The sequence below is a fragment of the Streptomyces luomodiensis genome (genome assembly GCF_031679605.1).
GTDB classification, from domain to species: domain Bacteria; phylum Actinomycetota; class Actinomycetes; order Streptomycetales; family Streptomycetaceae; genus Streptomyces; species Streptomyces luomodiensis.
Genome location: NZ_CP117522.1, coordinates 4,512,789 through 4,539,466 on the forward strand (window position 1 = coordinate 4,512,789; position 26,678 = coordinate 4,539,466).

Sequence of the window (26,678 nt, forward strand, 5' to 3'; positions counted from 1 at the left end):
TCCGTCACGCCTCACCGATGGAGGACGATGGGGGACACTGGTTCTTTGGCCGGCAGTACGAAAGGACCCAGGCGCGTGAATGGACCCCTCATCGTCCAAAGCGACAAGACGCTCCTGCTCGAGGTGGACCACGAGCAGGCGGACGCCTGCCGCCGCGCCATCGCGCCCTTCGCCGAGCTGGAGCGGGCGCCCGAGCACATCCACACCTACCGGGTGACCCCGCTGGGGCTGTGGAACGCCCGCGCCGCCGGGCACGACGCCGAGCAGGTGGTCGACGCCCTCGTCGCGTACTCCCGCTACCCCGTCCCGCACGCCCTCCTCGTCGACGTCGCCGAGACCATGGCCCGCTACGGGCGGCTGCGGCTGCTCAAGCACCCCACCCACGGTCTGGTCCTGGAGACCAGCGACCGCCCGGTCCTCGAGGAGATCCTGCGGTCCAAGAAGATCCAGCCGCTGGTCGGCGCCCGGGTCGACCCGGAGACCGTCGTCGTCCACCCCTCCGAGCGCGGGCAGATCAAGCAGACGCTGCTGAAGCTGGGCTGGCCCGCCGAGGACCTGGCCGGCTATGTGGACGGCGAGGCGCACCCCATCGAGCTGTGCGAGGACGGCTGGGCGCTGCGGCCGTACCAGAAACAGGCCGTGGAGGGCTTCTGGCACGGCGGCTCGGGTGTTGTCGTCCTGCCCTGTGGCGCCGGAAAGACGCTGGTGGGGGCGGGTGCGATGGCCACCGCCAAGTCGACCACGCTGATCCTGGTCACCAACACCGTCTCCGCCCGGCAGTGGAAGCACGAGCTGGTGCGCCGCACCTCGCTCACCGAGGACGAGATCGGTGAGTACAGCGGTACGCGGAAGGAGATCCGCCCGATCACCATCGCCACGTACCAGGTGCTCACCACCAAGCGGAAGGGCGTCTACCCGCATCTGGAGCTGTTCGACTCCCGCGACTGGGGCCTGATCGTCTACGACGAGGTGCATCTGCTGCCCGCGCCCGTCTTCAAGTTCACCGCCGATCTCCAGGCGCGGCGCCGGCTCGGGCTCACGGCGACCCTCGTCCGGGAGGACGGCCGGGAGTCCGATGTCTTCTCGCTCATCGGGCCGAAACGCTTCGACGCGCCCTGGAAGGAGATCGAGGCGCAGGGCTACATCGCCCCCGCCGACTGTGTCGAGGTCCGGGTCAATCTGACCGAGACCGAGCGGCTGGCGTACGCGACCGCCGAGGCCGACGAGAAGTACCGCTACTGCGCCACGACCGACTCCAAGCGGCGGATCACCGAGGCGCTGGTCGCCCGGCACAAGGGGCAGCAGACGCTGGTCATCGGCCAGTACATCGACCAGCTCGACGAGTTGGGCGAGCATCTGGACGCCCCCGTCATCAAGGGCGAGACCACCAACGCGCAGCGGGAGAAGCTCTTCGACGCCTTCCGGGAGGGCGAGCTGTCGGTGCTCGTCGTCTCGAAGGTCGCCAACTTCTCCATCGACCTCCCCGAGGCCACGGTCGCCATCCAGGTCTCCGGCACCTTCGGCTCCCGCCAGGAGGAGGCCCAGCGGCTGGGCCGGGTGCTGCGTCCGAAGGCCGACGGCCACCCGGCGGTCTTCTACTCGGTGGTCGCACGCGACACCATCGACCAGGACTTCGCGGCACACCGCCAGCGGTTCCTGGCCGAGCAGGGGTACGCGTACCGGATCGTGGACGCGAGCGAACTGCTCGCGGACGAGGACGTCTGACCTTCGCCGACCCGTCGCCGTCCCCCCGTCCCCCTCCCTCCACCCATGACTTCTGTCATGGGCGACCGGTGATCGCCGACTCTGCCCGGGGCGTTCCCCGCCCGGAAGGATCGTGGGTGTCAGCAGGACACCGCACCACACGACGCCGAAAGGGCGGGGGACATGGGCATCAGCATCCGCGCACGCAAGGCCGGTGAACGCAGGCCCGGTGAACGCGACACCGGCACCGCCGACGTCGACCTGAGCGAGGTCAAGCCACTGCCGGTGTGGTTCTTCGGCTTCGAGGGCGTCATGGGCGCCGCGTACGACCTGACCAAGGCGTGGAGCGACGCCTGGATGGTGCTCGTCGGGATCGGCCTGGTGAACGTCGTGGTCGGGGTGACCGTGCTGCGCCGCCGGATGAAGCTGATGCGCGCCATGCTCAAGAACTCCCGTACGCGCGGTATCGCCCTCGGGCTGATCGCGCTCCGCGTCGGCCTCCATCTCCTCCTCGCCGTCCTCGGCGCCCCGGTCACCTCGGTCGCCGGACACCTGGCCGTCGCCGTCCTGATGGGCGTGACGACGGTGACGCTGCTCTGGTTCAACCAGCGCGTGACCTTCCGCGCGCTGCGGCTCGCGTGAGGTCGGCCCGGGACCGCCTGCCCGGGACGGCACTCCCGGGGCCGCAATAATTCATTCGCCTCCGCGACACGCCGTGGCTACAATCGCCGGTCTTGCCGCCTCCCGCGTTCCGGACGAACGACGAACGGGAGAGCCGCCGTCCGGACGGAAACCGGCCGGCATCCGGACCGCGCGCATCCGTACCGCGCATCCGCTTTGTGTGCTCGTTTGTGTACTCGCTCGTGTACTCGCTCGCCGGAGGCTACGCCGTGCCCTCGCACGCCCCTGACCACCCAGAATCCCTCGCGGACCCCGCCTTGGACCCCGTGGCGGACCCCCTCGCGCGGGAGCGCGCCCATCTGACCGCGTCCCGCGCCGCGCTGCGCGCCATGCGCGCCGACGTCGAGGCCCTCGACCTCCGGGACGTCGCCGCGAACTGGGTCAACGCCGAAGCCCTGCACCATCAGGTGAGCGAACGCATCAAGGCCCTGGCCGACCTCGCCGACACCCCGCTCTTCTTCGGCCGCCTGGACTATCTGCACGCACCGGGCGCGGAGGCGGCGGAGGGCGCGGAGGGGGAACGTTTCTACATCGGCCGCCGCCATGTGCACGACGCGGACGGCGACCCCATGGTCATCGACTGGCGCGCCCCCGTCTCCGAGCCCTTCTACCAGGCGTCCAAAAAAGCGCCCATGGACATCGCGCTGCGCCGCCGCTTCGGCTACACCGGCGGCGAGTTGACGGCGTACGAGGACGAACGGCTCAGCGACCCCACCGAGTCGGAGCAGACCAGCAAGCTGCTCCAGTCCGAGATCGAGCGCCCGCGCGTGGGGCCGATGCGGGACATCGTCGCGACGATCCAGCCGGAGCAGGACGAGATCGTCCGCCAGGGAATCGGCGGCACCATCTGCGTCCAGGGGGCGCCGGGCACCGGGAAGACGGCCGTGGGGCTGCACCGGGTGGCGTATCTGCTGTACGCGCACCGCGAGCGGCTGGCCCGCTCCGGCACCCTGGTCATCGGCCCGAACCGGTCCTTCCTCCACTACATCGAGCAGGTCCTGCCCGCCCTCGGTGAGTTGCAGGTGGCCCAGGCGACCGTCGAGGACCTGGTGACCCGCCCGGCCCTGGGCGCGCAGGCGCGTGGCACCGACACGCCCGACGCGGCCCGCGTCAAGGGCGACGCACGGCTGGCCGAGGTGCTGCGCCGCGCCCTGCGCTCCTACGTCACCACTCCCACCGAACCGTGTGTGGTGGTGCGCGGCTCCCGCCGCTGGCGGGTACCCGCGTACGAACTGGAGGAGATCGTCGAGGAGTTGCTCACCCGCGACATCCGCTACGGCGCCGCCCGCGACGCGCTGCCGCAGCGCATCGCGCACGCCGTGCTCGTCCGGATGGAACAGGCGGGCGAGGCGCCCGACGACCGGGTCCAGGACGCGGTCGCGCGCAACGCGGCCGTCAAGGCGGCGGTCAAGGCGATCTGGCCGCCGGTCGACCCGGCCAAGCTGGTGCTGCGGCTGCTCTCCGACGCCGACTTCCTGGCCGAGCACGCGGACGGCGTCCTCGACGCCGAGGAGCAGAAGACCATCCTGTGGACGAAGCCGGCGCGCGGCGTGAAGTCCGCGAAGTGGTCCCCGGCGGACCTGGTGCTGATCGACGAGGCCGCCGATCTCATCGAGCGCACCCCGTCCCTCGGCCATGTGGTCCTGGACGAGGCACAGGACCTGTCCCCCATGCAGTACCGCGCGGTGGGCCGCCGCTGCAGCACCGGTTCGGCGACCGTACTCGGCGACATCGCCCAGGGCACCACCCCGTGGGCGACGGCCAGTTGGGAGGAGGCACTGACCCACCTGGGCAAGGAGGGGGCGGCGGTCGAGGAGCTGACGCAGGGGTTCCGGGTGCCGCGCGAGGTGATCGCGTACGCCTCGCGGCTGCTGCCCGCCATCGCCCCCGGCCTGTCGGAGGCCACCTCGATCCGTGAGGCGGCGGGCGACTTCTCCGTACGCGCCGTGGACCCGGCGGAACTGGACGCCGCCGTGATCGCCGCGTGCCGGGAGGCGCTGACACATGAGGGCTCGATCGGCCTGATCGCGGCGGAGGCCCGGATTCCGATGCTGGTCCGGGCCCTCGACGCGGCGGGCCTGGCACATCTCTCCCCCGGCGAGGAGACCAGCGCGGAGGCCCGCCTCACCCTCGTCCCGGCGACGCTGGCGAAGGGTCTGGAGTACGACTACGTGGTACTGGACGAACCGGCCGCCGTGATCGACGGCGAGCCCGACGAACGCACCGGACTGCGCCGCCTGTACGTCGCCCTGACCCGTGCCGTCTCCGGCCTGACGGTGATCCACGCGGCACCGCTACCGGAGCGATTGGCCTGACACCTCCGGAAGGGGGACGGCGGCCAGGTATGCGGCGGCCCCGCCCCCGGAAGGGGCGCAGGGGCGGCCGGTCCTGCGGCGGCCCCACTTCCGGAAGGGTGACGGCCGAGTCTGCGGCGGCCCCGCTCCCGAAAGGGAGACGGCCAGATCCGCGGCAGCACCGCCCCCGGAAGAGAGACGGCCGGGTCTGGCAGCCCCGCTCCCGAAAGGGAGACGGCCAGATCCGCGGCAGCACCGCCCCCGGAAGAGAGACGGCCGGGTCTGGCAGCCCCGCTCCCGAAAGGGAGACGGCCAGATCCGCGGCAGCACCGCCCCCGGAAGGGAGACGGGCCGGGCCTACGGCAGCACCGCTACCGGGAGGGGGCGGCCAGGTATGCGGCAGCCCAGCGCCTGGAAGCAGAGCAGCCAGGCCAACGGCAGCCCCGCCCCCGAAAGCAGAGCAGCCAGGCCAACGACAGCCCCGCCCCCGGAAGAGGGACGGCCGAGTCTGGCGGCCCCGCTTCCGGAAGGGGGCGGCCCGGCCTGCGGCGGCCGGTACCCGGCTCCCCCTTCCCCCTCCCGCCAGGCCCGTCAGGCCACCGGCACGGACGCGTCCAGGGTCGTGCGCCACTGGCCGACCACGGCCGCGTCCACGGGGCCGGACCAGCCCGCCGGGCGGGCCGCGCCGCCGATGTGGAAGGCGTCGATCCCGCCGGCGCGCAGCATGGGCAGATGGTCGAGGCGCAGCCCGCCGCCCACCATGAGGCGCGGCTCGTAGCCTGGCGTGCCGGCCCGCTCGGCCTCGGCGAGCAGCGTCGGCAGGCCGTCGTCGACGCCGTGCGCCGAACCGGCGGTGAGGTACGTGTCCAGGCCGGGAAGGTCGGCGAGCCGCTTGCGCAGTCCGTCGCGGTCCCCGGTGCGGTCGATGGCCCGGTGGAAGGTCCAGCGGCTCTCGTCCACGCCCGCGCCCGCGCGCACGGCCTCGGTCAGCGCGGTCACGGCGGCCAGGTCGACCTCGCCGTCGTCGGTGAGGAAGCCCAGGACGAACTCGTCCGCCCCCTCCGAGTACAGCGCGGCGGCGGCCTCGCACAGCGCGTCGAGCGCGGCGGCGTCCCCCGCCGCGAAGCCGTCGGACGCGCGGAGCATCACCCGCACCGGAAGGTCCACGGCCGAACGGACCGCGGCGAAGGTCTCACGGGATGGTGTGAGTCCGTCGGCGGCGATGTCGGTGACCAGTTCGAGGCGGTCAGCCCCTCCGGCCTGTGCGGCGATCGCGTCCGCCGGGTCCAGGGCGATCACCTCGAGAATTGGTCTAGACATGCCTCACAGCTTGCCACACCGCGCAAGAGGACAAACCCTTACCCCACAATTGGCCCATGCCCGCGCCCGCACCCGCACGTCATCCGGCCCACGACGCCCTGCTCGCCCGCTGGACGGACCTCCTCATCAGCGCCCGCGAATCCAGCGCCCCGGAAACCGCCGCCCGCGAAACCAGCGCCCCCGCCCCCGGCCCCTACGGTGAGGACCTCCTGTCCCGCTGGGCCGAACCCCAGCGCCGCTACCACACCACCGACCACCTGATCGCGGTCCTGGACCGGGTGGACGAACTGCTCCCGCACGTCCAGGCCCCCGACCCGGCCGCCATCCGCCTCGCCGCCTGGTTCCACGACGCCGTCTACCTCCCCGACCGCTCGACCAACGAGGAACGCAGCGCCCGCCTCGCCGAACGCGCCCTCACCGAGGCGGGCGTCCCGGCCGCCCGCACGGCCGAGACCGTGCGCCTCGTCCTCGTCACCCTCGACCACGACCCCGCCGAGGGCGACACCAACGGCGAGGTCCTCTGCGACGCCGACCTGGCCGTGCTGGCCGGCTCCCCCGAGGAGTACGGCGCCTACGCGGCGGCGGTCCGGGAGGAGTACGGCTTCGTCCCCGACGACGCCTTCCGCGAGGGCCGCGCGAACGTCCTCCGCCACCTGCTGGGACTCCCCCATCTGTTCCATACGCCCGTCGCCCACACCCGCTGGGAGGCCGCCGCACGCCACAACATGGCCACGGAGCTGGAGCTGCTGACCGCGTGACCTGTGCGACGTAGCGCAGGCTGCGCAACTCCACGCTGCGGCGATACCCATAGGGCATCGGCCTTGCGGAACGGATCTTGGACAGCCGCGGGGCCCTGGCGGTGCACTCGGACCATGACCGACGCAGCCAAGACCAGCGCACCGCAGACCGAGCCCGCCGTATCGGTGGTCGGCCCCGACGACGGCGAGATGATCGTCCTGGGCACCACGCGCATGCGCGTCCTCGAAGACGGCAGCCACACCGAGCACCGCCTCGCGATCGCCGAGTCCGTCCTCGCCCCGCACACCTCCGGACCGCCGCAGCACCGCCACGCCCAGCACGACGAGGGCTTCTACATCGTCTCCGGCACGCTCCGGTTCACCGTCGGGGACAAGGACTACGAGGCCACCGCGGGCACGCTCGTGATGGTTCCGCCCGGCGTCCCCCACACCTTCGCCAACCCGACCGGCCAACCCGCCGTCTTCCTGAGCACGTTCACCCCGGACCTGTACGTGCAGTACTTCCGAGACCTCCAGAACGTGATCGCCGACGGCCGGCCGCTGACGCCACAGGACAACCTCCGCGTGATGCGCCGCTACGCGACCGAGCCCGCGGGACGGGAATCGTGAACATCGCCTATTGGATCGTCGCCGGGCTGCTCGCCCTGTTCTATCTCTATTCGGGCGCGGTGAAAGCGATCCGCGACCGCGACCGACTCCGCCCGATGATGGCCTGGGTCGACCGCATGCCCATGCCCGCCGTCAGGGCGCTGGGGGCGGTCGAGATACTCGGCGCGGCCGGGCTGATCCTGCCGCCGCTGACCGGCATCGCGCCCTGGCTGGCACTGGCCGCGGCCATCGGGTTCGTGCTCCTGCAGATCGGCGCGGTCGCCGTCCACCTGACCGGTGAAGACCGCCAGATCACACTCAACGTCGGGCTCATCGCCATGACGGCTCTGGTCATCTGGCCGGCCACCACCTGGCTGTGATCGGGCACCGTACCTGGACGGCTCCTTGTCGCCGCCGCTCCGGGCAGGAATGCCACGCTCGTCCGGTGGCGTTGAGCCTGGCATGCCCTCGTCCTCACCAGCGGATTCCGCTCGCTCCCGCATGCCCCTGGCCGTCTACGTCCTCGGGCTGTCCGTCTTCGCTCTCGGTACCTCCGAGTTCATGCTGTCCGGGCTGCTGCAACCCGTCGCCCGGGACATGGGGGTGTCGATCCCCACGGCCGGGCTGCTGATCTCGGCCTTCGCCATCGGCATGGTGGTCGGGGCGCCGGTGCTGGCGGCGGCCACCTTGCGGCTGCCGAGGCGCACCACGTTGATGGCCCTGCTCGCCGTCTTCGGGCTGGGGCAGATCGCGGGGGCGCTGGCTCCGTCGTACGGGGTGCTGTTCGCCTCCCGGGTGGTGAGCGCGCTCGCGTGCGCCGGGTTCTGGGCCGTCGGCGCCGCGGTGGCCGTATCGCTGGTGCCGGTCGGCGCGCGGGCGAAGGCGATGGCGGTGATGGTGGGCGGCCTGAGCATCGCGAACATCGCCGGGGTGCCGGCCGGGGCGTTCCTCGGGCAGCACGCCGGGTGGCGGGCCGCCTTCTGGGCGGTGGCCGGGCTGTCGGCGCTCGGACTGGTCGGGGTCGCCGCGCTCGTACCGCGTACCGAGGTGCCGACCGGGGACGACCAGCCGCGGCTCCGCGCCGAGCTGCGCATCTACCGCGATCCGCAGGTCTGGCTGGCGCTGGCCGCCACCGCGCTGAGCGGTGGCGCGGTCTTCTGCCTCTTCTCCTACCTCGGACCGCTGCTGACGGATGTGTCGGGACTGGACGAGGGCTGGGTACCGACCGTCCTCGCGCTGTTCGGGGTCGGTGCGCTGCTGGGTACGGTGATCGGCGGACGGATCGCGGACGCGCATCTGTTCGGCACGATGTTCGGCGGCATCGTCGCCTCGACGGTCGTGCTGAGCGCGCTGGCGCTGACCGCGCACAGCCCGTTCGCGGCCGTCGCCCTGGCGCTGATGCTCGGCTTCACCGCCTTCTTCACCGCGCCCGCGCTCAACGCCCGGATGTTCAACCTCGCGAACGCCGCGCCCACGCTCGCGGGTGCGACGAACACCTCCGCCTTCAACATCGGCAACACGGTCGGCCCGTGGCTCGGCGGACTGGTCATCGACGCTGGCTGGGGCTACCCGGCGGTCGCCTGGACGGGCGCGGCGCTCGCCGGTACGGGCGTGGTGGCGACGGCGGTCGCCGTACGGGTGCACCGGGCAACCGGCTCCTCGCGCATCATCGCCACCTCGGCCGACTCGCTGGAGGAGGCTGCGCACGGCTCCGCCCACCACGCCGCCCACCACGCCACCCACGACTCCGCCCGCGTCTCGCGCTGAGGCCGGGAAGCGCCCCGCCCCGGTCCCTCCGCGCCGATCCCGGCGGCGGATTCCGCCCGCGCGGCCGGGCGACGAGCGCCCCGAGAGTCATGCGTGCCCGACGGCGCGGCACCCCCGCACCCCCGCGCCGCCGCGCTCCCGCGCTCCACGGCCCGACGGCCGCGCGCGGGGCGCGTCGGCGCGATCCGGCGGTGCGGGCGCCTCCGGCCTGTCCCTGGACTCCGCCGTGGCTCGGCGCGCGGTGCCCGCCGACAGCAGGGAACCCCCACCCGGTCAGTCCGCGTTCGCGGCGCGCTTGGGGCGGCGGAGGCCCGCGGCCTTCAGACGGCGGAGGAGTTCCTTGCTGCCGACCTCCTCCGCCCCCGCCCGTACCGCCTCCTCGTACAGCTCGCCCGGTACGTCGTAGTGGTCGCGGTCGAAACCCCGGCGCGGGGCGCCGATGCGGGCGGCGAAGGCGTGGAGTTCGGCGTAGGAGACATCGCTGACGAGGTGGGACCACATGCGGCCGTGGCCCGGCCACGAGGGCGGGTCGATCAGTACGGCCATCAGAGGGTGGTGCCCAACGACCCCACGGGCGCCACCGCGACCGCCGTCTTGCCGCAGACCCAGTGCGGGTCGGGACCCAACTCGGGCTCCACGTCCAGGGCGTGGAGGTCGCCGCCCCGGGTGCAGACGGGGCACAGCGGCCATCGGCCGTACCGCTCCAGCAGGGCGTCCTGGACGTCCTGGGCGACCAGACCGGCCACGTACGCCGCGCCCTCCGGCCACTGCTCGACCCACCACCGCCGGTGCGCGATCGCGTCCTCGACCAGCGAGACGATATCGGCCCGTGCGACCTCTCCCGCCGCGAGGTCGGCCAGGACGAGGGCGCGGGCCGCGTGCAGTGCGTGTTCGAGCTTCATGGGTCCCATTGTCACCTTTGCTGCGTTCCGGCGCCTGTTCGCTCACCCAGGGCCTGTGCGCCTACGGGCCGGGCCGCGCGGCCTCGCCGAGGGTTGACGGGCCCCACCCCCGGAAATAGTTTTCACAGATGAGTACCGAACTGAAGGAAACTTTCAAGGAAGCTTTCATGTCACCACCGAACCCCGACGCCCCGCCCCCCGCCCCGGCGGCCCTCGCCGCGAAGGTCCGCACGTTAGCTCCCTCCATGACCCGCTCCATGCAGCGCGTCGCGGAGGCGGTGGCGGGTGATCCGGCCGGATGCGCGGCGCTCACCGTCACCGGGCTCGCCGAGCGGACCGGCACCAGCGAGGCCACCGTCGTCCGCACCTCCCGGCTGCTCGGCTACCCCGGATACCGCGATCTGCGCCTCGCGCTCGCCGCGCTCGCCGCGCAGCAGGCGGCCGGCCGGGCCCCGGCCGTCACGGCGGACATCGCGGTCGACGATCCGATCGCCGACGTGGTCACCAAGCTGGCGCAGGAGGAGCAGCAGTGCCTTGCCGACACCGCCGCCGGTCTGGACACCAGCCAGGTCGAGGCGGCCGTTTCGGCGCTGGCCACGGCCCGCCGGATCGATGTGTACGGGGTGGGGGCGTCCAGTCTCGTCGGACAGGACCTGGTCCAGAAGCTGCTGCGCATCGGGCTGATAGCCCACGCGCACGCCGATCCGCACCTCGCGGTCACCAACGCGGTGCAGCTGCACTCCGGTGACGTCGCCATCGCGATCACCCACTCCGGGCGCACGACGGACGTCATCGAGCCGCTGCGGGTGGCGTTCGAGCACGGGGCGACCACCGTCGCGATCACCGGACGGCCGGACGGCGAGGTCGCGCAGTACGCCGACCTGGTGCTCACCACCTCGACCGCGCGCGAGAGCGAGCTGCGACCGGCGGCCATGTCCAGCCGCACCAGCCAGCTGCTGGTGGTGGACTGCCTGTTCATAGGGGTCGCCCAGCGGACGTACGAAGCGGCGGCGCCCGCCCTCTCCGCGTCGTACGAGGCCCTCGCGCACCGGCACGACCCGCGTCCCCGGCATCGCTGAGCCCGACGCGCCACCAGACCGTTCGCTGCCAGACCGTTCGGTCTCACCCCCGATCCCCCGATCCCCCGACCCCCAGACCCCCGATCCACGACCCCCGAACCTCCCGGTCACCGCATCGCCCGGTGGCTGCCCTTCCAGTCACCGTCACCCCCACCTTTACGCTGACGTACCGGAAAGAGCCGCTTCACCATGACTTCCGCCGACTCCGCAGCCGATCAGGACTCCGCACGGCTCCGCGACCAGCTCGACACCCTGACCACCGAGGCGTTCCGCCCCGAACTCGCCGAGATCGACCGGCTCGGAACCCTTGAGATCGCCCGGATCATGAACGCGGAGGACGCCGCCGTCCCCGCCGCCGTCGCCGGCCGGCTGCCTCAGATCGCCGCCGCCATCGACGCCATCGCCGCGCGGATGTCCCGTGGCGGCCGTCTGGTCTATACGGGCGCGGGCACCGCGGGACGGCTCGGGGTGCTCGACGCGAGTGAATGCCCACCCACCTTCAACACCCGGGCCGAGCAGGTCGTCGGCCTGATCGCGGGCGGCCCGGAGGCCGTGGTGACCTCGGTCGAGGGGGCGGAGGACAGCGCGGAGCTGGCCGCCCGGGACCTCGAACGGCTCGGGATCGGACCCGACGACACGGTGATCGGCGTCTCGGCCTCCGGGCGCACCCCGTACGCCGTGGGCGCGGTCGAGTACGCTCGGCGCCGCGGCGCGCTGACCGTCGGCCTGTCCTGCAACGCCGGCTCGGCGCTCGCCGCCGCGGCCGACCACGGCATCGAGGTCGTGGTGGGACCGGAGCTGCTCACCGGCTCGACCCGGCTGAAGGCGGGCACGGCCCAGAAGCTCGTGCTCAACATGATCTCGACCATCACCATGATCCGGCTGGGCAAGACCTTCGGGAATCTGATGGTCGATGTGCGGGCCTCCAACGACAAGCTGCGCGCCCGCTCGCGGAGGATCGTCTTCCTGGCGACCGGCGCCTCCGACCAGCGGATCGAAAGCGCGCTGGCGGCCACGGACGGCGAGGTGAAGAACGCGATCCTCACCATCCTGGGCGGGGTGGACGCCCCGACCGCGGAGAAGCTGCTCGGCGCGGCAGGCGGCCATCTGCGCGCCGCCCTCGAGGCCGCCACGGGGTGACCTCCGCACCGCCCCGGAACGCCGTCGGGGCGGCACCCCTGGGAGAGGGTGCCGCCCCGACGTATCGGACGGTTCGACCGATCGGCGTGTGAACGCGCCGAGTCGATCAGAAGTCCATGTCACCGCCCGGCATGCCGCCCGGAGCGCCCGCCGGGGCGGCCTTCTCCGGCTTGTCGGCGATGACGGCCTCGGTGGTCAGGAACAGCGCGGCGATCGACGCGGCGTTCTGGAGCGCCGAGCGGGTGACCTTGGCCGGGTCGATGATGCCCTCGGCGATCAGGTCGACGTACTCGCCGGACGCGGCGTTGAGGCCGTGACCCGGGGTCAGGTTGCGCACCTTCTCGACCACGACGCCGCCCTCGAGACCGGCGTTGACCGCGATCTGCTTGAGCGGGGCCTCCAGGGCCAGGCGCACGGCCTGGGCACCGGTGGCCTCGTCGCCCTCGAGCTCCAGCTTCTCGAAGACCGAGACGGTCTGGAGCAGGGCCACGCCACCACCGGCGACGATGCCCTCCTCGACGGCGGCCTTGGCGTTGCGCACCGCGTCCTCGATGCGGTGCTTGCGCTCCTTGAGCTCGACCTCGGTGGCGGCACCGGCCTTGATGACGGCCACGCCGCCGGCCAGCTTCGCCAGGCGCTCCTGGAGCTTCTCGCGGTCGTAGTCCGAGTCCGAGGACTCGATCTCGGCGCGGATCTGGTTGACGCGGCCCTGCACCTGGTCGGTGTCGCCGGCGCCGTCCACGATGGTGGTCTCGTCCTTGGTGACGGTGACCTTGCGGGCGCGGCCGAGCAGGTCCAGCCCGGCGTTCTCCAGCTTGAGGCCGACCTCCTCGGAGATGACGGTGCCACCGGTGAGGATGGCGATGTCGCCGAGCATGGCCTTCCGGCGGTCACCGAAGCCCGGGGCCTTGACGGCGACGGACTTGAAGGTGCCACGGATCTTGTTGACGACCAGGGTCGCCAGGGCCTCGCCCTCGATGTCCTCCGCGATGATCAGCAGCGGCTTGCCCGACTGCATGACCTTCTCGAGCAGCGGGAGGAGGTCCTTCACGCTGCTGATCTTGGAGTTGACGATCAGGATGTACGGGTCGTCGAGCGACGCCTCCATACGCTCCATGTCCGTCGCGAAGTACGGGGAGATGTAGCCCTTGTCGAAGCGCATGCCCTCGGTGAGCTCGAGCTCGAGCCCGAAGGTCTGCGACTCCTCGACGGTGATGACGCCTTCCTTGCCGACCTTGTCCATCGCCTCGGCGATGAGCTCACCGATCTGGGTGTCGGCGGCGGAGATGGAGGCGGTGGAGGCGATCTGCTCCTTGGTCTCCACGTCCTTGGCCTGCTCGAGGAGCTGGGCGGAGACGGCCTCGACGGCCTTCTCGATACCGCGCTTGAGCGCCATCGGGTTGGCACCCGCGGCGACGTTGCGCAGGCCCTCCTTGACCAGCGCCTGGGCGAGGACGGTCGCGGTCGTCGTGCCGTCACCGGCGACGTCGTCCGTCTTCTTCGCGACCTCCTTGACCAGCTCGGCGCCGATCTTCTCGTACGCGTCCTCGAGCTCGATCTCCTTGGCGATGGACACACCATCGTTGGTGATCGTGGGGGCGCCCCACTTCTTCTCGAGGACGACGTTGCGACCCTTGGGGCCGAGGGTGACCTTGACGGCGTCGGCGAGCTGGTTCATCCCGCGCTCGAGGCCGCGCCGTGCCTCCTCGTCGAACGCGATGATCTTGGCCATGTGAAGTGGTCCTCCCAAGACTTAGGGGGTACCTCCCAGGCCGTTAGGCCGTGGGGGCGGATTGCTCCGGACCGCGCTGGCGCCCGCGACGGACGGCCTGTCTGCCGTGCGGTTCCTTGCCCCGCATGGCCCGACGGGCCTCACCGACCCGGTCCTTCTGTCACTCTCAACGTCAGAGTGCTAACGCCAATGATTAGCACTCGGACCTATCGAGTGCAAGCGCCCGAAGGGCTCCTTGGGGGGTGGCGGCCGGGTGACGGGTAGGCACAGGCGCCCGAAGGGCGTGGGCGAGGCGCGCGGGCCGGGGGGAGGGAGCCCCCGGGCATGCCGAAGGGTCCGTACCCTGGTCGAGGTACGGACCCTTCGGACTTGTTCTGTTCAGCTGCGTCGCGTCGGCGCGTCAGCCTACGGCCACGCGGACCATGTCGGCCTGCGGGCCCTTCTGGCCCTGCGAGATCTCGAACTCGACCCGCTGGCCTTCCTCGAGGGTGCGGTACCCGTCCATCTGGATCGCGCTGTAGTGGACGAACACGTCCGCACCACCGTCGACCGCGATGAAGCCGTACCCCTTCTCCGCGTTGAACCACTTGACGGTGCCCTGAGCCATTCCTAACTCCCCTATTGCTGGCCCTTGCGCAGGACCGCACTCCGCGGACCCGGGTCAGACCTCACCCCCCGGATGTGGGGGGTGTGCGCCGGAACGCGTCGACCGCCGCTGAATGTATCCGTCCCAACGCCCTCTGCAACAGGTCAATCGGACGAGAATTCTGGGCACGGCCGAACGGTTAAAAGCGAGAATTCATATGAAGTTCGGGCAAGCCGGGCGGGACATAAGGGACCAACCCGACAATTCATGCACACACTTTACGCACAAGTTGACGAGTTCTCATATGTGGCTCCGACCCCGGGTGCACTGGGGAATCCGGGCAACTGTATCGCGTTTCCACACACGGAATCGCCCCGTCCGGTTGTCCCCGGACGGGGCGATGTCAAAGGTGAGGAGGGTGACGCGGGGTCAGCAGCCGCCCGCGACCGCCGGGATGATCGAGACGCCGGCGCCGTCCGGGGTCGCCGTGGCCAGGCCGTCGGCGAAGCGGACGTCGTCGTCGTTGACGTAGACGTTGACGAAGCGGCGGAGCTTGCCGGTGTCGTCCAGAACGCGCGCCGCGATCCCCTGGTGGTTCTTCTCCAGGTCCGCCAGGACCTCGGCGAGGGTCGCGCCCTCGGCGGTGACCTCGGCCTGACCGCCGGTGTAGGTGCGCAGGATGGTCGGGATGCGAACGTTGACGCTCATACGAGGCCAGCCTCTCGGAACGAGTCAAGGGTGGGGCGGATGATGGCGGAGGGGCCCGTGGTGGGAGCCACCGCGTCGAGGGTCTTGAGGCCGTCGCCGGTGTTCAGCACGACGGTCGTCAGGGACGGGTCGAGCAGGCCGTCCTCGATCAGCTTCTTGGTCACGCCGACGGTCACGCCGCCCGCGGTCTCCGCGAAGATCCCCTCGGTGCGGGCCAGCAGCTTGATCGCGTCGACGATCTGCTCGTCGTTCACGTCCTCCACCGCGCCGCCCGTACGGCGGGCGATGTCCAGGACGTACGGGCCGTCCGCGGGGTTCCCGATGGCCAGCGACTTGGCGATGGTCCGCGGCTTCTGCGGCCGTACGACGTCATGGCCGGCCTTGAAGGCGGCAGAGACCGGGGAGCAGCCCTCGGCCTGGGCGCCGAAGATCTTGTAGGGCTTGTCCTCGACCAGCCCGAGCGCGATCAGCTCCTTCAGCCCCTTGTCGATCTTGGTGAGCTGGGAGCCGGAGGCGATCGGGATGACGATCTGGTCCGGCAGCCGCCAGCCGAGCTGCTCGCAGATCTCGTACGCCAGGGTCTTGGAGCCCTCGCCGTAGTACGGCCGCAGATTGACGTTGACGAAGCCCCAGCCCTCGCCCGCGGGGTCGCCGATCAGCTCGCTGCAGAAGCGGTTGACGTCGTCGTAGGTGCCCTCGATGCCGACCAGGTCACCGCCGTAGACCGCGGCCATGACGACCTTGCCCGCCTCCAGGTCGTGCGGGATGAAGACGCAGGAGCGGAAGCCCGCGCGGGCGGCCGCGGCGCCGACCGCGCCGGCCAGGTTGCCGGTGGAGGAGCAGGAGAGGGTGGTGAAGCCGAAGGTGCGGGCGGCCTGGACGGCGATGGCGACGACCCGGTCCTTGAAGGAGTGGGTGGGGTTGCCGGAGTCGTCCTTGATGTGCAGCTCACCGGTGACGCCGAGCTCACGGGCGAGGTGGTCGGCCTTGACCAGCTTGGTGAAACCGGGGTTCAGACTGGGCAGGTCCGCCACGTCCGCCGGGACGGGCAGCAGCGGGGCGTAGCGCCAGATGCTGTTCGGGCCGGCCTCGATCCGGCGGCGCAGCCCTTCCGGGTCGCCGGTCGGCAGCTCGTACGCGACCTCGAGCGGCCCGAAACAGACCTCACACGCGAAAATCGGGCCCAGATCGAACCGCTCACCGCACTCCCGGCAGGACAATGCGACGGCGGGGCCGAAAGCCTTGGAGGCGGCGGAGGTGGAGGTGGGGGAGGAAGTGGTTGAGCTTTCTACTGACTGCACAGCCATGGATGGCGAGGCCCTTTCTCCTCATCTTCCTCGGGACGCGTTTCGCCACGAGCCGGAATTGGCACCTTCCCTAGCTGGGAGCCTCACTGCGGAAGCTCGGAGCCTCGCTGCGGAGCGCGAGACCAGCTGGAGGGTTGCCGGGGCTTCAACGGGCCGTTCCCTCTGCCCCTCTGGATGAGCGGTATGGCACCGGGCGGGCCCGGAGCGTTTGTCAGCACGGCCGTCGCCGGTCGGCCATCTTCGGTAAACACCGAGGTTGACCCCGACATACGACGGTCATGTGCGTTGTTCAAGACTGTAACCGAAGGCCCGGATGGTTGAGGTAGCCGTCCGAAGCGCGAGATGGATCACAGCAGGGAGAGACACAGGTGCTGGATGAGGTGGAGCGCTGGCTGAAGCACCGCTCCTGGTCTGCCGACGACCGTCCGCTGGATCGCCTGCTGGCCGCGAAGCGGGCCACGACCACGACGGTGAGCGTGGTCCTGCCCGCCCTGAACGAGGAGGCCACGGTCGGCGAGATCGCCGGGGCGATCCGCCGTGAGCTGATGGGCGAGGCGGTGCCGCTGGTGGACGAGCTGGTGGTGCTGGACTCCGGTTCGACGGACCGCACCGCCGAGGTCGCCGCGGCGGCGGGCGCGACCGTCGTCGCCCGCGACTCGCTGCTGCCCCGGCTGCCCGCGCTGCCCGGCAAGGGCGAGGTGCTGTGGCGGTCGCTGCTGGCCACCAGCGGCGACATCGTCTGCTTCATCGACGCCGACCTGCGGGAATTCGACCCGCGCTTCGTCTCGGGGATCGTCGGCCCGCTGCTGACCGACCCCGCGCTCCAGCTGGTGAAGGGCATGTACGACCGCCCGCTCGGCGAGGCGGCGGGCCAGGGCGGCCGGGTCACCGAACTGGTCGCGCGGCCCCTGCTCAACCTGCACTGGCCCCAGCTGGCCGGATTCGTCCAGCCGCTGGGCGGTGAGTACGCGGCCCGCCGCTCGCTGCTGGAGCGGCTGCCCTTCCCGGTGGGCTACGGGGTCGAGCTGGGGCTGCTGGTCGACGCGCTGCACACGGTGGGCCTCGACGCGCTCGGCCAGGTGGACGTCGGGGTCCGCAAACACCGCCACCAGGACGGGCTGGCGCTCGGCCGGATGGCGGCCGCGATCTACCGCACCGCGCAGCTGCGGCTGGCCCGCGGCCACCTGGTGCGGCCGCGGCTGACCCAGTTCGACCGGGGCGAGAACGGCTTCGAGCCGCGTACCACCTCCGTGGACACCGAGGAGCGGCCGCCGATGATCGAGATCCCGGAGTACGCGGCGCGCCGCGCGGCGTGAGCCCGTGGCGTGAACCCGCGGCGTGAGCCCGCGCACGGCGCCTGCGCGCCGGGGTGACGCGTGGCGCGCGTGGCGGCCGGCGACACACCTACGGGGCAAGAAACCGTACGTACGTTTGCGCGGGGCCGCGCGTGGCTAGGCTCGCGACATGGCAGCCCCGCGTTCCGCCCCGATCCTGGTCGCCTCCAACCGCGGTCCGGTCTCGTACACCCTGGGCGAGGACGGCTCGCTGACCGCCCGGCGCGGCGGCGGCGGGCTGGTCTCCGGCCTCAGCGCGATCGGTCCCGAGGCGGGCGCGGTGTGGGTGTGCGCGGCGCTCGGTGAGGCCGACCGCGAGGCGGCCCGGCGCGCCGGGACCAACCATCTGAACCCCGGTGACACCGGCGGTCAGCAGGTGCGGATGCTCGACATCGCGCCGGATGTCTTCGCCGCCGCCTACAACGGCATCGCCAACTCGGTGCTGTGGTTCGTCCACCACCTGCTCTACCAGACCCCGGTCGAGCCGGTCTTCGACGCCGAGTTCGCCGCCCAGTGGGCGGCCTATGAGAGCTACAACGCGGCCTTCGCGGACGCGCTCGCCCGGGAGGCGGTGGACGAGGCCGTCGTCCTGGTGCAGGACTACCACCTGGCGCTGGTGCCCGGGATGCTCCGCGAGCTCCGCCCCGACCTGCGGATCGGCCACTTCTCCCATACGCCCTGGGCGCCGCCGGACTACTACCGGCTGCTGCCGGACGAGGTGGCGGCGGGGGTGCTGCGCGGCATCCTCGGCGGCGACCGCGCCGGGTTCCTCACCGAGCGCTGGGCCGGTGCCTTCGCCGACTGCTGCGCGGCCGTGCTGGGCGCGGAGGTCGTGCGGGACGGCGACGGCGCGGCGACGGCCGTGCGCTTCGAGGGGCGCGAGACCCGGCTGGGCGTGCACGGACTGGGCGCGGACGCGGACTTCCTGCGGGAGCGGTCGCGGCAGGCGGATGTCGACGAGCGGCTGACCAGCCTGCGGGCACAGATCGGAGCGGGCCGGAAGTCGATCGTCCGGGTGGACCGCACCGAGCTGTCCAAGAACATCGTGCGCGGACTGCTGGCGTACCGGCGGCTGCTGGAGACCCGTCCCGAGTGGCGGGAGCGCGTGGTGCACGTGGCCTTCGCCTACCCCTCACGCCAGGACCTCGCCGTCTACCGCGACTACACCGAGCGGGTGCGGCGGCTCGCGGACGAGATCAACGCCGAGTACGGCACGGAGGGCTGGACCCCGGTCGCGCTGCACGTGAAGGACGACTTCGCCCGCTCCCTCGCGGCCTACCGGCTGGCGGACGTGGCACTGGTCAACCCGATCCGGGACGGGATGAACCTGGTGGCCAAGGAAGTGCCGGTGGTCTCCGAGCGAGGGTGTGCGCTGGTGCTGTCGCGGGAGGCGGGGGCCTACGCCGAGCTGGGCGAGGACGCGCTGGTGGTGAACCCGTACGACGTGGAGGCCACGGCTCAGGCGCTGCACGAGGGCTTGCGCATGGGCGACGGCGAGCGCGCGGACCGCACGAAGCGGCTCGCCGCCGCCGCGACCGCGCTGCCGCCGCAGGCGTGGTTCCTGGCGCAGTTGCGGGCGCTGTAGAGGCGCTGTATCGGTGACCGCCCGCGATGCGCCGCTCGGGGAGTGTTGACGGGTAACCGGCGTAACCGGCCCCGGACCGGGCGCTGTCCGAGCGGGCCCTAGGGCGTGTTTCGAAAGTCCCGCCTGCCCCGCGACGCCTGGCACGCGCGCTCGCTGCGTTGTCGGGATCGTCCGAGTAGGCCCACTACGAGGACGACCCTCCGCCTTGCGATCACACGCACCAGACGCCGCGGGGCCCGCCCTCCGGGCGGACGGCGCTACTTTCGAAACACGCCCTAGGCGGCGTCGCCGCCGACCGCGTCGGCCAGGGCCGAGAGCAGCCCCACCACGCCCGCCGGGCCGTCGACCACCAGATCCGCCCGTTCGGCCAGCTCGGTCACCTCCGCGCTGCCACTGCACACCAGCACCCCCGGCACGCCCTCCTCGCGCAGCCGCTCCACCGCCGCGAACGCGGCCAGGTCGCCGAGGTCGTCGCCCGCGTAGAGCACGGCCGCCGCACCCGTCCGCCGCACGTACTCGGTGAGCGCCACGCCCTTGTCCATGCCCGGCGGCCGCAGCTCCAGCACCAGCCGGCCGGGCTCGACGATGAGCCCATGGCGCTCGGCCAGTGCGTGGAGGGGTGCGCGCAGCCGCTCGAAGGTGGCCTGGGGGTCCTCGGCGCGACGGGTGTGGACGGCGACGGCGCGGCCCTTGTCCTCGATCCAGGTGCCCTGCGAGGCACCGTGCGCGGTGAGGGTGGCGGGGAGTTCGGCCTTGACGTCGGCGACGCCGGGGTGCGGTTCGGGCGCCTGGACGGCGCCGCTCGCCGCGTCCCAGCGCTCGGCCCCGTAGAGGCCGAGGACGACGAGCCCGTCCAGCCCCTCGGCCCCGGCGAAGCCGCCGTACCGGACGGCGACCTCGGCCGGACGGCCCGTGATCACCGCGACGGAGCGCATCCGCGGGGCCAGCCGGGAGAGCGCGGGAACGGCGCCGGAGTGGGCGCGGGCCCGATCGGGGTCGGGGACGATCTCGGCGAGGGTGCCGTCGAAGTCGAGTCCGACGACGGCGTGGCCGGGCCGTTCGAGGAGAGCGGCGAGGCCCTCACGGCCGACGGAGGTGGTGGGTACGGGAAGGGGATGACTGCCCATAGCGCTGCCCATGGCGGTGACCCTACCGGCCCCGCCGGCACAGCGGGCTTCCGGTGGCCACCCCATGGGCGTCCCCCCGGTGAATGGCGCGATGGCGTCCGCCAGTGACCGCACGCCGGACGTGGCGCCGGCTGATGGCCTACGGGCGCCACGCCGGTGAACCGCACGTGGGCCTCCGCGCCGGTGCACCACATCGTGGGCGCCTCGCCGATGAGCGGCGCGATGGCCCCCGCCAGTGACCACACCACGAGCGCCACGCCGGCTGATGGCTCACGGGCACCGCACCGGAGAACGGCTCAACGGGCACCGCGCCGGTGCACCGCATCGTGGGCGTCCCGCCGGTGAGCGGCGCGATGGCTCCCGCCGGTGACCGCACCACGAGCGCCGCGCCGGCTGATGGCCCACGGGCGCCGCGCCGGTACACCGCATCGTGGGCGTCCCGCCGATGAGCGGCGCGATGGCTCCCGCCAGTGACCGCACCACGGGCGCCACGCCGGTACACCGTGGGCCTCGCGCCGGTGAACCACATCGTGGGCGCCTCGCCGATGAGCGGCGCGATGGCCCCCGCCAGTGACCACACCACGGGCGCCGCACCGGAGAACGGCTCAACGGGCGTCGGGCCGGTTGCCCCGCCCACGGCGTCGCGTCGGTTGCCCCCGTAGACGTCGCGCCGGTGGGGAGGCTTCAGCGTCGTTCGCGGCGCTCGTCCCTGATCCTGCGCAGCCGGTTGATGGTCACCGGGTCGTGTGCCAGGGCTCTGGGGTCGTCCAGCAGCGCGTTCAGCAGCTGGTAGTAGCGGGTCGGGGAGATGCCGAGCCGCTCCCGTATCGCGCGCTCCTTGGCGCCGGGGCCCGGCCAGCCACGCCGCTCCACGGCCAGCACGGACCGGTCACGGTCGGACAGCCCGGCTCCTGAGCCCCGCTCCTGACCCTGGTCCTGCCCCTGGTCCTGGTCCTGCTCGGCGGGGTCTTCCGAAGGGTCCGGGCCGGGCGGGCCGGGCGTGGTGGGCCTGTCCACTGTCATGCCCCTGCATTCTGCACGGTGTCCGTCATGCCCCCGCGTTCTCCAGGGCGTCGGCCTCGCGCTGGATCTGGCCCAGCACGCTCGCCGGGTCGCCGCCCTTGGCCACGGTCGAGCCGATCTTCTCCTTGATCAGCTTGCTGACCTCCGCCCAGGAGGTCTTGTCGGCCGGGTAGAACTCGGCGCTCTCCAGCTCGTCGAGGAACTGCCACAGCCGCTTGTGCTCACGGTCGTCGCGCATCGTCTGCTCGACGGAGGTAGTCACCGGCAGCAGGTCGTACTCGTCGGCGAAGGCGAGCACGTTCTTGTCGCTGTAGACGAAGTCGAGGAAGGTCCCGATCTCCTCGCGGTGGCCGTTCTGCTTGAAGGCCATCGCCCAGTCGGCGACGCCCATCGTCGACTCGGCCTTGCCCTTGCGGCCGGGCAGGGGGGCGGTGCCGTAGCTGATGCCGTGGCCGGCTGCCTGCTGCATCAGGGTCGGGTGGCCGTTGAGCATGCCGACCTCGCCGCGGGTGAAGGCGTCGAAGGTGTCCTGCCGGTTGGTGCGGGCCGGGGAGCCGGGGCCGGTGAGGCCGGCGCCGACCAGCTCGTCCCGCAGCCATTCGAAGGTCTTGATGTTCTGGGTGGAGTCGATGGTGTAGCTGCCGTTGGTGTCGGTGTAGCCGCCACCGCCGCTGAGCATCCACATCATGGTCTCGGCCTGGCACTCCTCGGGGCCGAGCGGCAGCCCGTACGGGATCTTCACCCCGCTGGACTTGAGCAGCTCCGCGGCCTCCTTGAGCTCGTCCCAGCTGGTGGGGGCGGAGGATATGCCGGCCTGGTCGAAGAGCTTCTTGTTGTAGAAGAGCAGCCGGGCGCTGGCCACGAACGGCAGCCCGTACTGCACCCGTCTCACCTCACCCGCATGGGCGATGGAGGCGATGAAACCGGCCTGGGTGGGGATGGAGAGCATCTCGTCGGCGCGGTAGAGCATGCCCTGCGCGGCGTAGTCGGCGTACGCGCCGATCTGCGCGATGTCCGGGGCCTGCCCCTTCTTGACCATGTCGGCGACGCGCCGGTCGACATCGGTCCAGCTGTAGACCTTGACGTCGACCTTGATCCCGCGGTGCTTCGCCTCGAACGCCCGGACCAGCTTGTCCCAGTACTTCTGGGAGCTGTTGGCGGTGCTGTCGCCGTAGTCGGCCGCGACCACCGTCAAGGTGACGTCGCCGTCCGAACCGGAGCCGCCGCAGGCCGTGAGCCCCGGGGTGGCCGCCACCGCGGCGACACCCGCCGTCGTCAGACCCAAGAACCGTCGCCGCTGCACCGCTGTTTCCCACCCTCTGGCTTGATTCATCCTCCAGGGGCCTCCCCCGAGGTCGAGCGAGTCTGCCTCACAAACCTCCACAGGGTCTACACCATGGGCATCCCGCTTCTCTGTCGACGTGGCGCCTTCCCAGGTCAGCGGGGTTCTACACACCCAAGTGCGATGCGTCACGCAGTCACAAGCGGAATGGTTGGTTCATACCAATCCCCTGGTGTGCAAGGGTGCGATCTCCGCACGAGAGGCGGTACGAGACGGCGAGAAGTCACCGCGATGAGGCGCTGAGAAGCGGCGAGAAGCGGCGAGTGGACTAGACCTCTCATGGTGGATCGCGGGAGACTGTTCCATGTGAAACACGTCATCGCCCTGGATGTGGGCGGCACCGGCATGAAGGCCGCCCTGATCGGGGCGGACACCACACTCCTCCACGAGGCCCGGAGGCCCACCGGGCGGGAGCGCGGACCCGACGCGGTCGTGGCCGCGATCCTCGACTTCGCCGCCGAGCTGCGCGAGATCGGCGAGCGGCGGTTCGGCGGGCCCCCGGTGGCGGCCGGGGTCGGCGTGCCCGGGGTCCTGGACGAGGACCGCGGAGTGGCCGTCTTCGCCGCCAACCTCGGCTGGAGCAACGTCCCGCTGCGGGCGCTGCTGACCGAGCGGCTGGACGGCATCCCGGTCGCGCTCGCGCACGACGTCCGGATGGGCGGGCTGGCCGAGGGGCGGATAGGAGCGGGTGAGGGCGCCCCGCGCTTCCTGTTCGTAGCCGTCGGCACCGGGATCGCGGGCGCCATCGGCATCGACGGGCGCGTCGACCCCGGAGCGCACGGTTCCTCCGGCGAGATCGGCCATATCGTCGTCCGGCCGGGCGGCCCCGCCTGCGGCTGCGGCCAGTCCGGCTGTCTGGAGACGCTCGCCTCGGCGTCGGCGGTGGGCCGTGCCTGGGCCGACGCGAGCGGCGATCCGGCGGCGACCGCCGCCGACTGCGCCAAGGCCGTCCGGGCCGGGGACCCGAAGGCCGTGGCGGTGTGGCGGGAGATGGTGGACGCGCTCGCCGACGGTCTGGTGACCGCCCTCACCCTGCTGGACCCCGGTGTGCTGATCGTCGGCGGCGGGCTGGCCGAGGCCGGCGAGACGCTGTTCGCACCGCTGCGTACCGCGGTCGAGGAGCGGCTCACCTTCCAGCAGCTTCCCCGTATCGTCCCGGCGGCCCTCGGGGACACCGCCGGTTGCCTGGGCGCGGGTCTGCTCGCCTGGGATCGTCTCTCTACGGAGGTAACCACCTGATGGTCCAGCGAACGGTTCTCACGGGCGCCCGGGTGGTCCGGCCGGAAGGCGTGGTCGACGACGGGCGGGTCACGGTCGAGGGCACGCGCATCGCCGCGACCGGCACGCGCATCGCCGCGACGGACGCGCACACCGCCGCGACGGGACCGGCGGCGGACCCGGTGTCCGCCCCCGGCGGGGAGGTGCTCGACCTGCCGGGCTGCTGGATCGTCCCCGGCTTCGTGGACCTGCATGTGCACGGCGGCGGCGGGGCCTCGTTCTCGGCGGGCACCCCCGAGGAGGCCCTGACCGCCATCGGTACGCACCGGCGGCACGGCACCACCACCATGCTCGCCTCCACCGTCACCGGCGATCTGGACGACCTCGCCCAGCAGGCCGCCGCCCTCTCGGATCTGGTGGAGCAGGGCGAGTTGGCGGGCATCCACTTCGAGGGGCCGTTCATCTCCCCCCACCGCTGCGGTGCCCACCAGCCGTCGCTGCTGCGCGCACCCGATCCGGCGGATGTGCGCAAGCTCGTGGACGCGGCGCGCGGCACCGCGCGGATGATGACCCTCGCGCCCGAGCTGCCGGGCGGGCTGGAGTCCGTACGGCTGCTGGCCGACAGCGGAGTCCGCGCGGCCGTCGGCCACACCGACTCGACGTACGAGGCGACGCTGGAGGCCGTCGAGGCGGGCGCGACCGTGGCGACCCACCTGTTCAACGCGATGCCGTCACTGCTGCACCGCGCCCCCGGACCGATCGCGGCGCTGCTGGAGGACGAGCGGGTCACCGTCGAGCTGATCAACGACGGCACGCATCTGCACCCCGCCGCGCTCCAGCTGGCGTTCCACCGGGCGGGCGCGGACCGGGTCGCCTTCATCACCGACGCGATGGGCGCGGCGGGCATGAGCGACGGGCGCTATCCGCTCGGCCCGATGGAGGTCGAGGTGAAGGACGGCGTCGCGCGGATCAGCGACGGGCCGACGGCCGGCTCCATCGCGGGCTCCACCCTCACCCTGGACCGGGCCTTCCGGCGGGCCGTCACGGTCGACGGGCTCAGCGTCGAGGAGGCCGTCAGGGCGCTGTCCGCCACCCCCGCCCGGGTGCTGGGCATCGCCGACCGGGTGGGCTCGCTGGAGCCGGGCAAGGACGCCGATCTCGTCGTGCTCGACGACGGCTTCCGGCTGCGGGGCGTGATGCGCCGGGGCGACTGGGTGGTCCGTCCCGAACTGGACTGAAGTGCCCTGATTCCAGGCGGCGATGACGTGTCCGGACGGTGTCCGGAACGACACGGAGGTCTGGGCCGACGCCACTCGTTTTGGCATGATCGCTCGGGCACGGGCACCGCCCGGCGCACAGTCGCACGCTTCAGCACAGGAATCTCCGTCCGGCGGGGGGACGGGAGAGGGGATGCCAGGGTGATCCTTACGGTCACGCTCAACACCGCCCTCGACATCACCTACCGGGTGCCAGAACTGCGCCCACACGCCACCCATCGCGTCACCGAGGCCCTCGAACGGCCCGGCGGCAAGGGCCTCAACGTGGCCCGGGTGCTGGCCGCGCTCGGCCATGACACCGTCGTCACCGGCTTCGCCGGCGGGGTCACCGGAACGGTGCTGCGGCAACTGCTCGCCCAGCTCCCCACGGCTGGTGACGGCCTCGGGGACGGGGCACGTCCGGGGACAGTTCCCGGCGGGGCACGTCCGGGGACAGTTCCCGACGGCACACGTCCGGGGAGGATCACCGACGCGCTGGTCCCGATCGCCGGCACCACCCGGCGCACCATCGGCGTCGTGGACGCCACCACGGGCGACACCACCCAGCTCAACGAGCCCGGCCCGGTCGTCACCACCGCCGAGTGGTCCGCCTTCATGGAGAGTTACGGCCGGCTGCTGCGCGAGGCGTCGGCGGTCGCCCTGTGCGGCAGTCTGCCGCCCGGGGTCCCCGTCGGGACGTACGCCCTGCTGATCCGGGAGGCGCATGCGGCGGGCGTACCCACCCTGCTGGACACCAGCGGCGAACCGCTGCGCCGGGGCATCGCCGCCCGCCCGCATGTCGTCAAGCCCAACGCCGAGGAGCTCGCCGGACTCACCGGCGCCACCGACCCGCTGCGCGCCGCGCGTGACGCCCGGCGGCGCGGGGCGCACGCGGTGGCCGCCTCACTGGGCTCCGAGGGCATGCTCGCGGCCACCGCCCACGGCACCTGGCGCGCCGCCCCGCCCCGCCGGCTGACGGGCAATCCGACGGGGGCCGGGGACGCGGCGGTCGCGGGGCTGCTGTCCGGGCTGGTGGAGGAGTTGCCGTGGCCGGACCGGCTGGCCCGCGCGGTGGCCCTGTCGGCGGCGGCCGTACGGGCCCCGGTGGCGGGCGAGTTCGACCGACCGGTCTACGACGAGGTGCTGAGCCAGGTCGAGGTGACGGAGCACCCCACGGCGGCGTGAGGCAGCGCGCTCAGCGCCCTTCAAGCACACCCAACACCCCCA

Annotated in this window: 24 protein-coding genes and 1 riboswitch; of the genes, 14 read left to right on the forward strand and 10 right to left on the reverse strand. The window is 72.2% G+C overall.

Annotated features, from left to right (window positions below; all coding sequences use genetic code 11):
* The first annotated feature begins 75 nt into the window (after nucleotides 1-75).
* From PS467_RS18910 to PS467_RS18920, 3 genes are all read left to right on the forward strand, one after another.
* Complete coding sequence (locus tag PS467_RS18910; protein WP_311036277.1) at nucleotides 76-1,725, forward strand: DNA repair helicase XPB; 1,650 nt, start codon at nucleotides 76-78, stop codon at nucleotides 1,723-1,725.
* Nucleotides 1,726-1,887: 162 nt separating this feature from the next.
* Entirely contained in the window at nucleotides 1,888-2,346 is a 459-nt protein-coding gene (locus PS467_RS18915) for a hypothetical protein (protein WP_311036278.1), read from the forward strand.
* Nucleotides 2,347-2,594: 248 nt separating this feature from the next.
* Nucleotides 2,595-4,700, forward strand: coding sequence for a HelD family protein (locus PS467_RS18920; protein WP_432280750.1), 2,106 nt, complete (start codon nucleotides 2,595-2,597; stop codon nucleotides 4,698-4,700).
* Between the two features lie 570 nt (nucleotides 4,701-5,270).
* Here PS467_RS18920 and PS467_RS18925 read toward each other — a convergent pair.
* The gene (locus tag PS467_RS18925) at nucleotides 5,271-5,999 is read right to left on the reverse strand and encodes a copper homeostasis protein CutC (RefSeq protein WP_311036280.1); all 729 of its coding nucleotides are present in this window, start codon (nucleotides 5,997-5,999) and stop codon (nucleotides 5,271-5,273) included.
* A 56-nt stretch (nucleotides 6,000-6,055) separates the two neighbouring features.
* On the opposite strand from PS467_RS18925, the gene PS467_RS18930 reads away from it, so the two are divergent.
* From PS467_RS18930 to PS467_RS18945, 4 genes are all read left to right on the forward strand, one after another.
* Nucleotides 6,056-6,757, forward strand: coding sequence for an HD domain-containing protein (locus PS467_RS18930; protein WP_311036281.1), 702 nt, complete (start codon nucleotides 6,056-6,058; stop codon nucleotides 6,755-6,757).
* 114 nt (nucleotides 6,758-6,871) lie between these two features.
* Nucleotides 6,872-7,366 carry a cupin domain-containing protein gene (locus tag PS467_RS18935; RefSeq protein ID WP_311036282.1) on the forward strand — a complete coding sequence of 165 codons (495 nt, stop codon included), beginning with the start codon at nucleotides 6,872-6,874 and terminating at the stop codon, nucleotides 7,364-7,366.
* A complete protein-coding gene (locus PS467_RS18940) occupies nucleotides 7,363-7,725 on the forward strand; it encodes a DoxX family protein (protein WP_311036283.1) in 363 nt (120 codons plus the stop codon). The genes PS467_RS18935 and PS467_RS18940 overlap by 4 nt, the downstream gene beginning before the upstream one ends.
* 121 nt (nucleotides 7,726-7,846) lie before the next feature.
* Nucleotides 7,847-9,112 (forward strand): Cmx/CmrA family chloramphenicol efflux MFS transporter, encoded by a 1,266-nt coding sequence (locus PS467_RS18945; protein ID WP_311036284.1) that lies wholly within the window; start codon nucleotides 7,847-7,849, stop codon nucleotides 9,110-9,112.
* Nucleotides 9,113-9,385: 273 nt separating this feature from the next.
* Here PS467_RS18945 and PS467_RS18950 read toward each other — a convergent pair whose 3' ends face one another.
* Complete coding sequence (locus PS467_RS18950; RefSeq protein WP_268972763.1) at nucleotides 9,386-9,658, reverse strand: DUF4031 domain-containing protein; 273 nt, start codon at nucleotides 9,656-9,658, stop codon at nucleotides 9,386-9,388.
* Entirely contained in the window at nucleotides 9,658-10,014 is a 357-nt protein-coding gene (locus PS467_RS18955; protein WP_268972764.1) for a DUF8819 family protein, read from the reverse strand. Before PS467_RS18955 ends, PS467_RS18950 begins: the two co-directional genes overlap by 1 nt.
* A gap of 128 nt (nucleotides 10,015-10,142) precedes the next feature.
* Between PS467_RS18955 and PS467_RS18960 the strand changes: the two genes are divergently transcribed.
* Together PS467_RS18960 and murQ are read left to right on the forward strand one after the other, a co-directional pair.
* Nucleotides 10,143-11,093, forward strand: coding sequence for a MurR/RpiR family transcriptional regulator (locus PS467_RS18960; protein WP_311036285.1), 951 nt, complete (start codon nucleotides 10,143-10,145; stop codon nucleotides 11,091-11,093).
* Nucleotides 11,094-11,282: 189 nt separating this feature from the next.
* Nucleotides 11,283-12,233: an N-acetylmuramic acid 6-phosphate etherase gene (gene murQ / locus PS467_RS18965; protein WP_311036286.1), complete on the forward strand. Its 951-nt coding sequence runs from the start codon at nucleotides 11,283-11,285 to the stop codon at nucleotides 12,231-12,233.
* Between the two features lie 106 nt (nucleotides 12,234-12,339).
* Here murQ and groL read toward each other — a convergent pair whose 3' ends face one another.
* The 4 genes from groL to thrC form a co-directional block, all read right to left on the reverse strand.
* Nucleotides 12,340-13,965, reverse strand: coding sequence for a chaperonin GroEL (groL, locus tag PS467_RS18970; protein ID WP_268972766.1), 1,626 nt, complete (start codon nucleotides 13,963-13,965; stop codon nucleotides 12,340-12,342).
* A 400-nt stretch (nucleotides 13,966-14,365) separates the two neighbouring features.
* The gene (locus PS467_RS18975) at nucleotides 14,366-14,572 is read right to left on the reverse strand and encodes a cold-shock protein (RefSeq protein ID WP_009716982.1); all 207 of its coding nucleotides are present in this window, start codon (nucleotides 14,570-14,572) and stop codon (nucleotides 14,366-14,368) included.
* A gap of 408 nt (nucleotides 14,573-14,980) precedes the next feature.
* A complete protein-coding gene (locus PS467_RS18980; RefSeq protein ID WP_030828304.1) occupies nucleotides 14,981-15,259 on the reverse strand; it encodes a MoaD/ThiS family protein in 279 nt (92 codons plus the stop codon).
* A complete protein-coding gene (gene thrC / locus PS467_RS18985; protein ID WP_311036287.1) occupies nucleotides 15,256-16,566 on the reverse strand; it encodes a threonine synthase in 1,311 nt (436 codons plus the stop codon). The genes PS467_RS18980 and thrC overlap by 4 nt, the downstream gene beginning before the upstream one ends.
* Before the next feature lie 18 nt (nucleotides 16,567-16,584).
* Nucleotides 16,585-16,747: riboswitch (SAM riboswitch) on the reverse strand.
* A 187-nt stretch (nucleotides 16,748-16,934) separates the two neighbouring features.
* Between thrC and PS467_RS18990 the strand changes: the two genes are divergently transcribed.
* Nucleotides 16,935-17,882 (forward strand): glucosyl-3-phosphoglycerate synthase, encoded by a 948-nt coding sequence (locus tag PS467_RS18990; protein ID WP_268972773.1) that lies wholly within the window; start codon nucleotides 16,935-16,937, stop codon nucleotides 17,880-17,882.
* Between the two features lie 148 nt (nucleotides 17,883-18,030).
* On the forward strand, nucleotides 18,031-19,485 hold the full coding sequence (locus PS467_RS18995) for an alpha,alpha-trehalose-phosphate synthase (UDP-forming) (protein WP_311036288.1): 1,455 nt from the start codon (nucleotides 18,031-18,033) through the stop codon (nucleotides 19,483-19,485).
* A 275-nt stretch (nucleotides 19,486-19,760) separates the two neighbouring features.
* Here the strand turns inward: PS467_RS18995 and otsB are convergent, their stop codons facing one another.
* From otsB to PS467_RS19010, 3 genes are all read right to left on the reverse strand, one after another.
* Complete coding sequence (otsB, locus tag PS467_RS19000) at nucleotides 19,761-20,612, reverse strand: trehalose-phosphatase (protein ID WP_432280751.1); 852 nt, start codon at nucleotides 20,610-20,612, stop codon at nucleotides 19,761-19,763.
* A gap of 684 nt (nucleotides 20,613-21,296) precedes the next feature.
* Complete coding sequence (locus tag PS467_RS42140) at nucleotides 21,297-21,635, reverse strand: DUF3263 domain-containing protein (protein ID WP_432280608.1); 339 nt, start codon at nucleotides 21,633-21,635, stop codon at nucleotides 21,297-21,299.
* 25 nt (nucleotides 21,636-21,660) lie between these two features.
* A complete protein-coding gene (locus PS467_RS19010; protein WP_311036290.1) occupies nucleotides 21,661-22,938 on the reverse strand; it encodes an extracellular solute-binding protein in 1,278 nt (425 codons plus the stop codon).
* A 345-nt stretch (nucleotides 22,939-23,283) separates the two neighbouring features.
* Between PS467_RS19010 and PS467_RS19015 the strand changes: the two genes are divergently transcribed.
* The 3 genes from PS467_RS19015 (at nucleotide 23,284) to PS467_RS19025 (ending at nucleotide 26,636) form a co-directional block, all read left to right on the forward strand.
* Nucleotides 23,284-24,216, forward strand: a complete 933-nt coding sequence (locus tag PS467_RS19015) for an ROK family protein (RefSeq protein WP_311036291.1) — start codon at nucleotides 23,284-23,286, stop codon at nucleotides 24,214-24,216.
* Nucleotides 24,216-25,433 (forward strand): N-acetylglucosamine-6-phosphate deacetylase, encoded by a 1,218-nt coding sequence (gene nagA, locus PS467_RS19020; protein ID WP_311036292.1) that lies wholly within the window; start codon nucleotides 24,216-24,218, stop codon nucleotides 25,431-25,433. The genes PS467_RS19015 and nagA overlap by 1 nt, the downstream gene beginning before the upstream one ends.
* 180 nt (nucleotides 25,434-25,613) lie before the next feature.
* Complete coding sequence (locus PS467_RS19025; protein WP_311036293.1) at nucleotides 25,614-26,636, forward strand: 1-phosphofructokinase family hexose kinase; 1,023 nt, start codon at nucleotides 25,614-25,616, stop codon at nucleotides 26,634-26,636.
* The last annotated feature ends 42 nt before the right edge of the window (nucleotides 26,637-26,678 follow it).